The sequence below is a fragment of the Blastococcus sp. SYSU D01042 genome (assembly GCF_054050515.1).
Window position 1 is genome coordinate 118,469 of record NZ_JBJGZM010000007.1, and the last position, 14,044, is coordinate 132,512.

Consider the following 14,044-nt stretch of genomic DNA (forward strand, 5'->3'; position numbering starts at 1 on the left):
TACCAGGCACGGCCACACCCGGTCGACCACAATGCGCGAGGCCGTCCGTGCGGGACGGCTCCACACCAGGAGGAAACGTGCGACGAAGCACCACCCTGCGGACCGCGGTCGCGGTCGTGACGGCGGGACTCACCCTCACCGCCTGCGGCTCGGACGACGGCGGCTCGGGCGGCTCCGGCAGCGGCTCGGACTGGGCCACCGCCACGTCCGTCGAGGACGGGGGAGGGATGGACGCCCTCGTGGAAGCCGCGCAGGCCGAGGGCGAGCTCAACGTCATCGCGCTGCCGCCGGACTGGGCCAACTACGGCGAGATGCTCGAGACGTTCAGCGAGAAGTACGGCATCGAGATCAACAGCGCCAGCCCCGACGGCTCCAGCCAGGACGAGCTCAACGCCGTCACGAGCCAGCGCGGGCAGGACCGGGCTCCCGACGTCCTCGACCTCGGCACGGCGTTCGCCCGCCAGGCGCAGGCGCAGGACCTGCTCGCGCCCTACAAGGTGGAGACCTGGGACGACATCCCCGAGGACCAGAGGGACCCCGACGGCCACTGGTACAACGACTACGGCGGCTACATCTCGATCGGCTGCAACGCCACCATCGTCGGCGAGTGCCCGCAGACGATGCAGGACCTGCTCGACCCGCAGTACGCGGGCCGGGTGAGCCTCAACGGCAACCCGACCCAGGCCGCCGCGGCGTTCTCCGGCGTCTGGGCGGCGGCTCTCGCCAACGGCGGCGACCTCGACGACATCGGTCCGGGCATCGACTTCTTCGTCCAGCTCAAGGACAGCGGGAACTTCAACCCGGTGGAGAGCACGCCGGCCACGATCGAGAGCGGTGAGACCCCGATCGTCATCGACTGGGACTACCTCAACGCCGCCTACGCCGAGGGGCTGGCCGAGATCGGCACCGCCTGGGAGGTGGCCGTGCCCACCGACGGCCTGATGGGCGGCTACTACAGCCAGGCCATCAGCAAGTTCGCGCCGCACCCCGCTGCGGCCCGCCTGTGGCAGGAGTTCCTCTACAGCGACGAGGGCCAGAACATCTGGCTCGGCGGCGGTGCCCGGCCGGTGCGGCTGCCCGTGATGGAGGAGGCCGGCACCGCCGACGCCGAGGCCCTCGCGGCGCTGCCGCCGGTCGAGGCGGAGGCGGACTTCCCGACCCAGGAGCAGGAGACGGCGGCCAAGGACGTCGTCACCTCGCGCTGGAACGAGGAGATGTCCGGCTGAGCACCGCAGCGGTCCCGACCGGTGCGCCGGCCCCCCGCAGCACGCGGGGCCGGCGCGCCGGTGTGCTCGGCGCGCTCGGCATGGTGCCGTTCTTCCTCTACCTCGCGGTGTTCCTCCTGCTGCCGCTGGGCGTGCTCTCCGTCGAGGCGTTCCGGTCCATCGACCCGGTCACCTTCGAGGAGGGCTGGTCGACGGCGAACATCGGTGCGGTGACCGCCGAGGGCGCCTACCGCCGCGCCTACCTCGGCAGCCTCCAGCTGTCGGCGATCACCGCGGTGCTCGGCGCGGTCCTCGGGCTGGCGCTCGCGCTGGCCGTCGTGCGGTCCCGGCGCGGGCGGCTGCTGCGCCGGCTGGTCCTCACCGCGTCGGGCGTCCTGGCGAACTTCGGCGGCGTCCCCCTGGCCTTCGCCTTCCTCGCCACCATCGGGAACGCCGGCGTGGTGACGGCGCTGCTCACCGACACCCTCGGGCTGTCGTTCTCGCTGTACTCGATGACCGGCCTGGCGCTGGTCTACCTGTACTTCCTCGTCCCGCTGATGGTGCTCACCATCATCCCGGCGCTCGAGGCGCTGCGGCCCCAGTGGCGGGAGGCCGCCGACAACCTCGGCGCCAGCGGCTGGCAGTACTGGCGGCACGTCGGCGGGCCGGTGCTCGCGCCACCGGTGCTCGGCGCCACGATGCTGCTGTTCGCCTCGGCCTTCGCCGCCTACGCCACCGCCAAGGCCCTCGTCGGCAGCAGCATCCCGCTGGTCACGCTGCAGATCGCCGACTCCCTGTCCAGCAACGTCGTCGTCGGTGCGGAGAACCTGGGCAAGGCGCTGGCGCTCGGGATGGTCGTCCTCGTCGGACTGGTCATGGCGTTCTACGCCTGGGTCCAGCGGCGCACCGCGCGGTGGCTGCAGTGACCGCGCTGGCAGAGGGGGTCGCCGGAGCGGGCGGCGTCGCTCCCGACACCCCGCGGCGGCCCGGCCGCCGGGGCAGCGGTGCCTGGCGCTGGATCGTCTTCCTCGCGCTCGGGGCCTACTTCGTGGTGCCGATCGGCGCCTCCGTGTGGTTCACGATCCGCGACCGCCGAGGCGGGGGCATCACCCTCGAGCCCTACACCCAGATCCCCGGCGCACCCGGCTTCACCGAGGCCTTCACCCGGTCGCTGGTGCTCGGCGCGCTCACCGTGCTCATCGCCCTGGCGCTGATGGTGCCGACCGTCGTCCTGGTCGAGCTGCGGTTCCCCCGCCTGCGGACGACGGTCGAGCTGCTCACCCTGCTGCCGCTGGTGCTGCCGCCGATCGCGCTGGTCGTGGGCGTGCGCAGCGTGCTCGCCTGGGCGCCGGACCACTTCTACGGGACGCCGGTGGCGGAGTTCATGTTCGCGCTCCAGGAGCCGGACCTGCCGTGGATCCTGGTCCTCGTCTACGTGGTGCTGGCGCTGCCGTTCGTCTACCGGGCCCTGGACGCCGGCATCCGCGGCGCCGACCTCCGCACGCTGACCGAGGCCGCCCGCAACCTCGGCGCCTCGTGGCCCCGGACGATGGCCTCGGTCGTCCTGCCCGTCCTCCGCACCTCGGTGCTGAACGCCGCGTTCCTGACCTTGGCGCTGGTGCTGGGGGAGTTCACCGTCGCGAACATCCTGGGGTTCGAGACGTTCCCGACCTGGATCGTCCTGGTCTCGGGGGCGGCTCCCCAGCTGTCGGTCGCGGTGTCGGTGCTCTCCCTGCTGCTCACCTGGGGCCTGCTGCTGCTGATCTCCGCGCTGGACCGCCGGCGCGGCACGAAGGAGACCGCATGACCGCCGCCCCCGACACGGTCACCGCCCCGGCGCGGGCGGGTGTCGCGGTCCGCCTCGAGGGCCTGACCCGCCGCTACGGCTCGGTGGTCGCCCTCGACGGGCTGGACCTCGACATCGCCGGCGGGGAGTTCCTCGCCCTGCTGGGCCCCTCGGGGTGCGGCAAGACGACGGCGCTGCGGGCGATCGCCGGCTTCGACCGGCCCGACACCGGCCGGGTGCTGCTCGACGGGCGCGACGTCACCGGCGTCCCGGCCAACAAGCGGCACATGGGCATGGTGTTCCAGGCCTACAGCCTGTTCCCGAACCTGACCGTCGCCGAGAACGTCGCCTTCGGGCTGCGGGTCCGGCGCCGCGACCGGTCCGAGCAGCGGACCCGGGCCGCCGAACTGCTCGAGCTGGTCGGCCTCGCCGACCGGGGCGACCGGTACCCCCACCAGCTCTCCGGCGGGCAGCAGCAGCGGGTGGCCCTGGCCCGGGCGCTGGCCGTGGCGCCGGAGGTGCTGCTGCTGGACGAGCCGCTGTCGGCCCTCGACGCGCAGGTGCGCGTGCAGCTGCGCGAGGAGATCCGGCGCATCCAGCTCGAGCTCGGCACCACCACCGTCTTCGTCACCCACGACCAGGCCGAGGCGCTGTCGGTCGCCGACCGGGTCGGGGTCATGCGCGCCGGGCGGCTGGAGCAGGTGGCCGGGCCCGACGAGCTCTACGAGCGACCGGCGACGGCGTTCGTCGCCGAGTTCGTCGGCACCATGAACCGGCTGCCGGCGACGACGTCGTCCGGCGCGGTCGAGGTGCTCGGCGTGCGCCGTCCCGCGGCCGGCAGCGTGCCGAGCGGCCCGGTCGAGGCGCTGGTCCGGCCCGAGGCGCTCGTGGTCACCGCCGGGGGGCCCGGCCGGGTGGTCACCCGCACGTTCTCCGGTGCGAGCACCCGGCTGCTGGTCGCGCTGCCCGGTGGCCTGGAGGTGCGGGCGGACCTCGCCAGCGCCGACAGCCAGCACCTCACACCCGGGACGGCGGTGCAGGTCGTCCCCGCGGAGCGGCCGGTGCTGGTCGTCCCGGCCGACCCGGCGTGACCGCGGTCGACCGGTCCGACGCCGGCGGGCGGGCCTGGGTCGACCGCGCCGTCGCCCTGGTCGAGGCCGACGCCCGGCGCAGCGCCGACACCCACCTGCTGGTCTACCCCCTGCCGCCGGAGTGGGGGATCGACCTCTACCTCAAGGACGAGTCGACCCACCCGACCGGCAGCCTCAAGCACCGGCTGGCCCGCTCGCTGTTCCTCTACGGGCTCTGCTCCGGGCAGATCACCGAGGGCAGCACCGTGGTCGAGGCCTCCAGCGGGTCGACGGCGGTGAGCGAGGCGTACTTCGCGCGGATGCTCGGGCTGCCCTTCGTGGCGGTGATGCCGCGCTCGACCAGCCCCGAGAAGGTGGCGCTCATCGAGTTCCACGGCGGCCGGTGCTCCTTCGTGGACACCGCCGCGGAGATGTACGAGGCGGCCCGGCGGCTGGCCGCGGACTGCGGCGGGCACTACCTCGACCAGTTCACCTTCGCCGAGCGGGCCACCGACTGGCGGGGCAACAACAACATCGCCGAGTCGATCTTCGAGCAGCTCTCCGCCGAGCGTCACCCGGTGCCCGAGTGGGTGGTCGTCGGCGCCGGCACGGGTGGGACGAGCGCGACCATCGGCCGCTACCTGCGCTACCGGCGGCACCCCACGCGGCTGGCCGTGGTGGACCCGGAGAACTCGGCCTTCTTCCCCGGCTACGCGGCCGGCGACGCGGGGGTCACCACCGGGACGCCGTCGCGGATCGAGGGCATCGGCCGGCCGCGGGTGGAGCCCTCCTTCGTGCCGACGATCGTCGACCGGATGCTCCAGGTGCCCGACGCTGCGTCGTTGGCGGCGATGCGGCACCTGGCCGCGGTGACCGGCCGTCGCGCGGGCGGCTCGACCGGCACCAACCTGTGGGGCGCCTTCTCGCTGGTGGCCGAGATGCTGGCCGCCGGGCGCACCGGCAGCGTCGTCACGCTGCTGTGCGACGGCGGCGAGCGGTACGCGCACACCTACTACTCCGACGAGTGGGTGGCCGCCCAGGGCATGGACCTCGCCCCGCACGCCGCCACGCTGCGCCGATTCGCCGAGGCCGGGAGCTGGGCGCCGGGACCGTGACGTGCCTCACCCGGCCCTCGTTCCTGCGACCCTTAACGTGCAAGTAACCTCCAAGCCGGAGCTGGGCGGGCTGTCTGCCCGCGCCCCATGACCCCGTCGCGGAGGTAGGTCTGGCGTGAACATCGTCGTTCTGGTCAAGCAGGTCCCGGATTCGGGCAGCGAGCGCAAGATGGACCCGGCGGACAACACCGTCGCCCGCGCCGCCGCCGACAACGTCGTCAACGAGATCGACGAGTACGCGATCGAAGAGGCGCTCGTGGTCAAGGAGGCGCAGGGCGGTGAGGTGACGGTCCTGACCGTCGGCCCCGACAGCGCCACCGACGCCATCCGGAAGGCCCTCTCGATGGGCGCCGACAAGGCCGTCCACATCTCGGACGAGGCGATCAAGGGCTCCGACGCCGTGCAGATCAGCGCCGTCCTGGCCGCTGCCCTGCAGCAGCTCGAGTACGACCTGGTCATCTGCGGCGCCGAGGCGACCGACAGCCAGATGAGCGTCATGCCGGCGCTGCTGGCCGAGCGCCTGGGCCTCCCGCAGCTCTCCGGCGCCCGGAAGCTCACCGTCGACGGCGGCGTCGCCAAGATCGAGCGGCAGACCGACGGCGGCTACTGGGCCGTCGAGGCACCGCTGCCCGCGATCGTCTCCACCTGGGACACGATCAACGAGCCGCGCTACCCCTCCTTCAAGGGGATCATGGCCGCCAAGAAGAAGCCGGTCGAGACCAAGACCCTCGCCGACATCGGCGTCGACGCCTCGGTCGTCGGCCAGGCCAACGCCACCACCCAGGTCCTCGACTTCTCCGGCCGCCCGCCGAAGGGCGAGGGCGTCAAGGTCACGGACGAGGGCGACGGCGCCCAGAAGTTCGTCGACTTCCTCGCCGGCCAGAAGATCGTCTGACCCGGTCCGGATAAGGAAGAGGAGAAGCACTCATGGCAGAGGTCCTGGTCCTGGCCGAGCTCGACCCGGCCGGAGGGGTCCGCAAGGCGACCCTCGAGGCACTGACCGCCGCGCGCGCGCTCGGTGAGCCCGCCGCCGTCGTCATCGCCGCCCCCGGCACCGCCGCGGGCGTGAAGGACAAGCTGGCCGAGTACGGAGCGGCCACGGTCTACGTCGCCGAGGCCGCCGAGGTCGACGAGTTCGTCGTCGCCCCCAAGGCCGAGGTGCTGGCCCAGCTGGTCGGCGAGAAGTCGCCGGCCGCCGTCGTCATCCCGTCCTCCCCGGAGGGCAAGGAGGTGGCCGCCCGCCTCGCGCTCAAGATCGGCAGCGGCTTCCTGACCGACGTCACCGAGATCGCCGCCGACGGCTCCGCGACCCAGGTCGCGTTCGCCGGCTCGGTGATCGTGCACTCGAAGGTCACCGCCGGTACGCCGATCTACACCCTGCGCGGCAACTCGGTCACGGCCGAGGCGGCCCCGGCCGCGGGCGCCGAGCAGGCCGTGTCGGTGTCGGTTTCCGACGCCGCCAAGGGCGCCAAGGTCACCGACCGGGTCGTCGAGCAGAAGAGCAGCCGCCCCGAGCTCACCGAGGCCTCGATCGTCGTCTCGGGTGGCCGTGGTGTCGCCAGCGCCGAGAACTTCTCGATCATCGAGGCCCTGGCCGACTCGCTCGGTGCCGCCGTCGGTGCCTCGCGCGCCGCGGTCGACTCCGGCTTCTACCCGCACAGCTTCCAGGTGGGTCAGACCGGCAAGACCGTCTCGCCGAACCTCTACGTGGCCGTCGGCATCTCCGGTGCCATCCAGCACCGCGCCGGCATGCAGACCTCGAAGACCATCGTGGCCATCAACAAGGACCCCGAGGCCCCGATCTTCGAGCTGGCCGACTTCGGCGTCATCGGCGACCTGAACACGGTCGTCCCGCAGGCGACCGAGCAGATCAACGCCCGCAAGTAACCCAGGCACGCGTTGTCCGGGCGTCGCCCCCTCGGGGGCGGCGCCCGGACGTGTTCATGGACCCGGGAAGCAGCGGCGCCCGGCGGCGGTTGGGCCGTTCGTGGAGGAGACCGTGCCGGCGAGCATCTGGGACGCCGCGCACCGGCGCACCACCATCGGCCTGCTCACCCTCGTCACGCTGATCGCCTTCGAGGCGATGGCCGTGGGGACGGCGATGCCGAGCGCGGTCGACGAGCTCGACGGCACCGCCTGGTACGCCTGGCCGTTCAGCGCCTTCCTGGTCGCCTCCGTCGTCGGCATGGTGATCGGCGGCGACGTGGGGGACCGGCGGTCACCGCGCCCCGGCGTCCTGGCCGGGGTGCTGGTGTTCGCCACCGGGCTGCTGATCGCCGGCGTGGCCCAGCACATGGCCGTGCTCGTGCTCGGCCGGGCGGTGCAGGGGCTGGGCGCGGGCGTCGTCATCGTGCTGCTCTACGTCATCGCCGGGCAGGGCTTCTCCTCCGAGCTGCGCCCCCGGCTCTTCGGCGCCTTCGCGGCCGGGTGGGTGCTGCCCGCGCTCATCGGTCCGCTCGCCTCCGGCCTGGTGACCTCGCACGTCGGCTGGCGCGGGGTCTTCCTCGGCCTGCTGCCGCTCGTCGGCGCCGGCCTGGCGCTGCTGCTGAGCGCCGGCCCGGACGAGCAGCCCGCTCGGCAGGCGGCCGCCCGGCGCAGCAACGCCCCGTCCGCCCTGCTCGCCGGCGCCGGGATCGCGGCCCTGCAGTACGCGGCCCAGCGGCTCGACCTCCCCGCCGTCGGCCTCGCCCTGCTGGGCGCGACCGCGCTGGCACTGGGCCTGCGGCGGCTGCTGCCGCGCGGGACGGTCCGGGCACGGTCGGGCATCCCGGCGGTGATCGCCAGCCGCGGGCTGCTGGCCGGCGCCTTCTTCGGCATGGACGCCCTGCTCCCGTTCGTCCTGACCGAGCAGCACGGCTGGAGCGCCGCGACCGCAGGGCTCCCGCTGACCGCCGGCGCCGTCGGCTGGGTGCTGGCCGCGCAGGTGCAGGGGCGCCGCCCCGACGTGCCGCGCCAGCGGGTGCTGCGCGCCGGCTTCCTCCTGCTCGCGCTGGGGCTGGTGGCGACGGCGACGACCGCCGTGCCCGCGCTCGGTGGCTGGCCGGCGTACCTGACCTGGGCCGTGGCCGGGGTGGGCATGGGGCTGGGCATGCCGAGCGTCGGGGTGCTGCTGCTCGACCAGTCGCCGGAGGCCGAGCGCGGCGCCAACTCGGCCGCGTTCCAGATCTCCGACGTCACCGCCTCGGCCCTCTGCGTCGGCCTCTCCGGCGTGCTGGTCGCCGGGGCCGCCGACGGCGGCGGCGAGCTGTGGCCGGCGGTGCTGGCCGCGGTGGCCGTGCTGTCGGTGCCCGCGTTCCTCGGTGCCCGGGTGGCCGGGCGCACCGTCCCGCCGGGCCAGGGGGCTCCGGCGGCCGCGACTACCCTGGCGGCGACATGACGTATCTGGACCACGCGGCGACGACGCCGGTGCTGCCCGAGGTGCTCGCGGCGATGACCGAGCAGCTCGGCCGGGTCGGCAACGCCTCCTCCCTGCACGCGAGCGGCCGGGCCGCCCGTCGGGAGGCCGAGCAGTCCCGCGAGCGGCTGGCCGAGGCCCTCGGTGCCCGTCCGTCGGAGGTGCTGTTCACCGGCGGCGGGACCGAGAGCGACAACCTCGCGGTCAAGGGCATCTTCTGGGCCCGGCGCGGGTCCGACGCGCAGCGCCGCCGGCTGGTGGTGAGCCCGGCCGAGCACCACGCCGTCCTGGACAGCGTCGAGTGGCTGGTCAAGCACGACGGCGCCGAGGTGACCTGGCTGCCGGTCGAGCCGAGCGGCCGGGTGCTGCCCGACGCGCTGGCCGACGCGCTCGGCGACGGGCGGGACGTCGCGCTCACCAGCGTCATGTGGGCCAACAACGAGATCGGCACGGTGAGCGACATCGCCGCGCTGGCCGCCGTCTCGCACGCCGTGGGCGTGCCGATGCACACCGACGCGGTGCAGGCCGTCGGGCAGGTGCCGGTCGATTTCGCCGCCAGCGGCGTGGACGCGCTCACGATGACCGGGCACAAGCTGGGCGGACCGATGGGCGCCGGCGCGCTGCTGCTGCGCCGCGACGCCGAGTGCACCCCGCTGCTGCACGGCGGCGGCCAAGAGCGCGACGTGCGCTCGGGCACGCTCGACGTCGCCGCGATCGTCGGTCTGGCCGTCGCCACCGTGACCGCGGTCGGCCGACGGGAGCAGCGGGCGTCGGAGGTCGGCGCGCTGCGGGACCGCCTGGTGAGCGGGGTGACCGAGCTGATCCCGGACGCCCAGCTCAACGGCGTCGCGCTCGACGACGTGCTCGCCGGCGGGCCGGGCCGGCTGCCGGGCAACGCCCACCTGTCCTTCCCCGGTGCCGAGGGCGACGCGCTGCTCATGCTGCTCGACGCCAAGGGCATCGAGTGCTCGACCGGCTCGGCGTGCAGCGCCGGCGTCGCCCGGCCCAGCCACGTGCTGCTCGCCGTGGGCGCCGAGTCCGAGCGGGCCCGCAGCTCGCTGCGCTTCAGCCTCGGGCACACCTCGACCGCTGCCGACGTCGACGCCGTGCTGGAGGTCATCGGCCCGGTCGTCGAGCGCGCCCGGCGGGCCGGGCTGGGCCGCCGATGAGGGTGCTCGCCGCGATGAGCGGCGGCGTGGACTCCGCCGTGGCCGCGGCGCTCGCCGTCGACGCCGGCCACGACGTCACCGGCGTCCACCTGGCGCTGTCGCCGGACCGGCAGACGCTGCGCAGCGGCGCCCGCGGGTGCTGCAGCGTCGAGGACGCCCACGACGCCCGCCGCGTCGCCGACGAGCTGGGTATCCCGTTCTACGTCTGGGACCTGGCCGAGCGGTTCACCGAGGACGTCGTCGACGACTTCGTGGCCGAGTACGCCGCGGGTCGGACCCCGAACCCGTGCCTGCGCTGCAACGAGAAGATCAAGTTCTCCGCGGTGCTCGACCGGGCGCTGCAGCTCGGCTTCGACGCCGTCGTCACCGGGCACCACGCGCGGCTGGACGACGGCGTGCTGCGCCGCTCGGTGGACGCGGCGAAGGACCAGTCCTACGTGCTCGGTGTGCTCACGCCGGCGCAGCTGGCGGCGGCGCGGTTCCCGCTGGGCGGCATGACCAAGGACCGGGTGCGGGAGATCGCCGCCGAGCGGGGCTTCGCGGTCGCGGCCAAGCCGGACTCGCACGACATCTGCTTCATCCCCGACGGCGACACCCGCGGCTTCCTCGCCCGCCGCCTCGGCAGCCGGCCGGGTCCGGTCGTCGACGCCGCGACGGGGGAGACCGTCGGCGAGCACGACGGCACTTACGGCTTCACCGTCGGGCAGCGGCGCGGGCTCGGGGTGAGCGTCGGCGACGCGCAGCCGCGGTACGTGCTCGCCATCGAGCCGGTCAGCCGCACGGTCACGATCGGCACCGCGGACCTCGCCTCGGTGGAGGAGGTGCGCACCGGGCTCCCGACCTGGACCGGCGCGGCGCCGGTGCTCCCGGGCCGGTTCGAGGTGCAGCTGCGGGCGCACGGCACCCCCGTCGCCTGCGAGGTCACCGCCGAGGACGGCGGGCTGCGGATCGCGCTGGCAGTACCGCAGCGCGGCGTCGCGCCGGGCCAGTCGGCCGTGCTCTACGAGCCGGACGCCGCGCTGGGCGACCGGGTGGTCGGCCAGGCGGCCGTGGCGGGCGCCCGGTGACGTCGGTGTTCGGGCCGGCGACCGGGGTGGGCTCGCTCCCGGGCACCGATCCGGCCGAGGCGGTGCGGCTGGTCCTCGGCGAGCTGCCCGGGATGCCGCACCTGCCCGAGCTGCCCACCCGCGGTGCGGGGGCCGACATGGTCGGCCGGACGGCCGGGCTGCTCGTGGACCTCGCCGTCGACCTCACGCCGGCCGGGTGGCGGCTGGTGCCGCGGTCGGGCGTGGACCAGCGGCGGGCCGCGGAGTTCCTGGCCCGTGACCTGGACGCGCTGCACGACACGGCCGAGGGGTACGTCGGCCCGCTGAAGGTGCAGGCGGCCGGGCCGTGGACGCTGGCGGCCTCGCTGGAGCGCGTCCGCGGCGAGCGCGCCGTCGTCGACCCGGGTGCCCGGCGGGACCTCGCGCAGTCGCTCACCGAGGGCCTGGCCGCGCACGTGGCCGCCGTCGCCGGGCGGGTGCCCGGCGCGCAGGTCGTGGTGCAGCTGGACGAGCCGAGCGTGCCCGCCGTGCTGCAGGGCGGGCTGCCCACCGCGAGCGGCTTCGGCAAGCTCCCGGCCGTGGCCGCGGAGGCGGTCGAGCAGGAGCTGCGGGCGGTGGTCACCGGGCTGCCGGTGCCGGTCGTCGTGCACTGCTGCGCGCCCCGGGCGCCGCTGGGCCTGTTCCGCGCGGCCGGCGCCGCCGGGCTGTCGTTCGACCTCGGGCTGGTGCAGGACCTCGACGCCCTGGGCGAGGCGGTCGACGCCGGCGTGCACCTGCTGCCGGGCGTGGTCCCGGGCACCGGCGCGGCGCTCGCGGCGCCGAAGGCGACCGCCTCGCGGGTCGCGGGCCTGTGGCGGGAGCTCGGCTTCGGCGAAGAGCAGCTGCCCGGGGCGGTCACGCTCACGCCGTCCTGCGGGCTGGCCGGCGCGAGCCCCGCCTACGCCCGTGCCGTCATGACGCACCTGCGCGAGGCGGCGGAGCACCTCCAGCCGGGGTGAGCCGAGCGGGTGACGTCGGGTTGGCCGTCGTACCCGGCGGATAACGTTCGGCCCGTGAGCACCGATCCCGCCGCGCTGGACGAGCCGGTCGTCGAGGCCCCGACCGACCGCGAGGACCTCACCCAGGTCCCCGACGACGCGCGCACGCGGCACCGCGACCTCTCCGAGGAGCTCGACCGCTACGCGTTCGCCTACTACGTCCGCGACGAGCCGCTGGTCAGCGACGGTCAGTACGACGAGCTCATGGGGGAGCTCAAGGCGATCGAGGCCGCGCACCCGGCGCTGGTCACGCCCGACTCGCCCAGCCAGAAGGTGAACGGCGGGTTCGGTGGCACGGCCACCTTCGCGCCGGTCCAGCACCTCGAGCGGATGCAGAGCCTGGACAACGCGTTCAGCAGCGACGAGCTCTCGGCCTGGGCCGCGCGGGTCGAGCGCGAGGGCGCGGCGGGTGCGGCCTACCTGTGCGAGCTCAAGGTCGACGGCGTCGCCGTGGCCATCGTCTACGAGAAGGGCCGGCTGGTCCGCGCCGCGACCCGGGGCGACGGGACGACGGGGGAGGACGTCACGGCCAACGTCCGGACCATGGGCAACGTCCCGCAGCAGCTGACCGGTGACGACGTCCCGGAGCTGCTGGAGGTCCGCGGCGAGATCTACTTCCCGGTCTCCGGCTTCGCCGACGTCAACGCCGGCATGGTCGAGGCGGGCAAGGCGCCGTTCGCCAACCCCCGGAACGCCGCCGCCGGCTCCCTGCGGCAGAAGGACCCCAAGGTCACCGCCTCCCGGCCGCTGCGCCTGGTCGTGCACGGCGTCGGTGCGCACCGCGGCTTCGACGTCGACCGGCAGTCGGCCGCCTACGACCGGCTGCGCGCGCTCGGCCTGCCGGTCAGCGACCGGTCCCAGGTCGTCGACGACCTCGAGGCGGTGTGGGCCTACATCGAGCGGACGCAGGAGCAGCGGCACTCGGTGGAGCACGAGATCGACGGCGTCGTCGTCAAGGTCGACCAGTACGCGCTGCAGCGCCGGCTCGGGTCGACGTCGCGGGCGCCGCGGTGGGCGATCGCGTTCAAGTACCCGCCGGAGGAGGCGACCACCAAGCTCCTCGACATCAGGGTGAACGTGGGCCGGACCGGCCGCGTGACGCCGTTCGCGTACATGGAGCCGGTGAAGGTCGCCGGCTCCACGGTGCAGCTGGCCACGCTGCACAACGCCAGCGAAGTCGTGCGCAAGGGCGTGCTGATCGGCGACACCGTGGTCATCCGGAAGGCCGGGGACGTGATCCCCGAGGTGCTCGGACCGGTGGTCGCGGCGCGGGACGGCTCGGAGACGGCGTTCGTCATGCCGTCGCACTGCCCGGAGTGCGGGACCGAGCTGCGGCCGGAGAAGGAGGGCGACGCCGACATCCGCTGCCCCAACGCGCGGTCCTGCCCGGCCCAGCTGCGGGAGCGGGTGTTCCACGTCGCGGGACGGGGCGCCTTCGACATCGAGAACCTCGGGTACGAGGCCGCGATCGCCCTGCTGCAGAGCTCGCTGCTGCAGGACGAGGGCGACGTGTTCTTCCTCGACGCCGAGCAGCTGCAGCGGTCCTCGTTCTTCACCAAGAAGGACGGCACCCTGTCGGCCAACGGCCAGAAGCTGCTGACCAACCTGCAGAGCCGCAAGGACGTGCCCCTGTGGCGGGTGCTGGTGGCGCTCTCCATCCGGCACGTCGGCCCCACCGCCGCGCAGGCGCTGGCCCGCGACTTCCGCTCGCTGGACCGCATCACGGAGGCGTCCGAGGAGGAGCTCGCGGCGGCGGACGGCGTGGGGCCCACGATCGCGAAGTCGGTGCGCGACTGGTTCGACGTCGACTGGCACCGCGACGTTGTGGAGAAGTGGCGCCGCGCCGGTGTGCGGATGGTCGACGAGGGCAGCGACGCCGGCCCCGGCCCGCTGACCGGCGTCACCGTCGTCGTCACCGGCTCGCTGCGCGACCACAGCCGCGACCAGGCGATCGCCGCGATCCAGGAGCGCGGCGGCAAGGTCACCGGGTCGGTGTCGAAGAAGACCGGCTTCGTCGTCGTCGGGGCGGACCCCGGCAGCAAGTACGACAAGGCGGTGCAGGTCAAGGCGCCGATCCTCGACGACGACGGCTTCCAGGTGCTGCTCGCCGAGGGCCCGGACGCCGCCCGGGCGGTCGCGACGATCGGTGACGGGAGCGAGCCGCCGGCGGAGTGACGCGGGAGGTCGGGGGTAGGGGCGGGGTCCACCCCTCCGGAAGGACC

Annotated in this window: 12 protein-coding genes; all 12 read left to right on the forward strand. The window is 74.4% G+C overall.

Features of this window, described 5'->3' with window-relative positions; all coding sequences use genetic code 11:
• The first annotated feature begins 77 nt into the window (after positions 1 to 77).
• The 12 genes from ACI79H_RS14175 to ligA all read left to right on the forward strand — a co-directional run bounded on the left by ACI79H_RS14175 (position 78) and on the right by ligA (position 13,997).
• The gene (locus tag ACI79H_RS14175) at positions 78 to 1,226 is read left to right on the forward strand and encodes an ABC transporter substrate-binding protein (RefSeq protein WP_456555043.1); all 1,149 of its coding nucleotides are present in this window, start codon (positions 78 to 80) and stop codon (positions 1,224 to 1,226) included.
• A 62-nt stretch (positions 1,227 to 1,288) separates the two neighbouring features.
• Positions 1,289 to 2,131, forward strand: coding sequence for an ABC transporter permease (locus ACI79H_RS14180; RefSeq protein ID WP_456555044.1), 843 nt, complete (start codon positions 1,289 to 1,291; stop codon positions 2,129 to 2,131).
• Positions 2,128 to 3,012: an ABC transporter permease gene (locus ACI79H_RS14185; RefSeq protein ID WP_456555045.1), complete on the forward strand. Its 885-nt coding sequence runs from the start codon at positions 2,128 to 2,130 to the stop codon at positions 3,010 to 3,012. Before ACI79H_RS14180 ends, ACI79H_RS14185 begins: the two co-directional genes overlap by 4 nt.
• Entirely contained in the window at positions 3,009 to 4,082 is a 1,074-nt protein-coding gene (locus tag ACI79H_RS14190; protein WP_456555046.1) for an ABC transporter ATP-binding protein, read from the forward strand. Before ACI79H_RS14185 ends, ACI79H_RS14190 begins: the two co-directional genes overlap by 4 nt.
• Positions 4,079 to 5,176 (forward strand): L-cysteine desulfhydrase Cds1, encoded by a 1,098-nt coding sequence (cds1, locus tag ACI79H_RS14195; protein WP_456555047.1) that lies wholly within the window; start codon positions 4,079 to 4,081, stop codon positions 5,174 to 5,176. Before ACI79H_RS14190 ends, cds1 begins: the two co-directional genes overlap by 4 nt.
• 115 nt (positions 5,177 to 5,291) lie before the next feature.
• Positions 5,292 to 6,071: an electron transfer flavoprotein subunit beta/FixA family protein gene (locus ACI79H_RS14200; RefSeq protein ID WP_456555048.1), complete on the forward strand. Its 780-nt coding sequence runs from the start codon at positions 5,292 to 5,294 to the stop codon at positions 6,069 to 6,071.
• Between the two features lie 32 nt (positions 6,072 to 6,103).
• Complete coding sequence (locus tag ACI79H_RS14205) at positions 6,104 to 7,063, forward strand: electron transfer flavoprotein subunit alpha/FixB family protein (protein ID WP_456555049.1); 960 nt, start codon at positions 6,104 to 6,106, stop codon at positions 7,061 to 7,063.
• 112 nt (positions 7,064 to 7,175) lie between these two features.
• Positions 7,176 to 8,552, forward strand: coding sequence for an MFS transporter (locus ACI79H_RS14210; protein WP_456555050.1), 1,377 nt, complete (start codon positions 7,176 to 7,178; stop codon positions 8,550 to 8,552).
• Entirely contained in the window at positions 8,549 to 9,739 is a 1,191-nt protein-coding gene (locus ACI79H_RS14215) for a cysteine desulfurase family protein (protein WP_456555051.1), read from the forward strand. Before ACI79H_RS14210 ends, ACI79H_RS14215 begins: the two co-directional genes overlap by 4 nt.
• Complete coding sequence (gene mnmA, locus ACI79H_RS14220; RefSeq protein ID WP_456555052.1) at positions 9,736 to 10,806, forward strand: tRNA 2-thiouridine(34) synthase MnmA; 1,071 nt, start codon at positions 9,736 to 9,738, stop codon at positions 10,804 to 10,806. Before ACI79H_RS14215 ends, mnmA begins: the two co-directional genes overlap by 4 nt.
• Positions 10,803 to 11,783: a methionine synthase gene (locus ACI79H_RS14225; RefSeq protein ID WP_456555053.1), complete on the forward strand. Its 981-nt coding sequence runs from the start codon at positions 10,803 to 10,805 to the stop codon at positions 11,781 to 11,783. The genes mnmA and ACI79H_RS14225 overlap by 4 nt, the downstream gene beginning before the upstream one ends.
• A 54-nt stretch (positions 11,784 to 11,837) precedes the next feature.
• A complete protein-coding gene (gene ligA, locus ACI79H_RS14230) occupies positions 11,838 to 13,997 on the forward strand; it encodes an NAD-dependent DNA ligase LigA (protein WP_456555054.1) in 2,160 nt (719 codons plus the stop codon).
• Positions 13,998 to 14,044 lie beyond the last annotated feature (47 nt).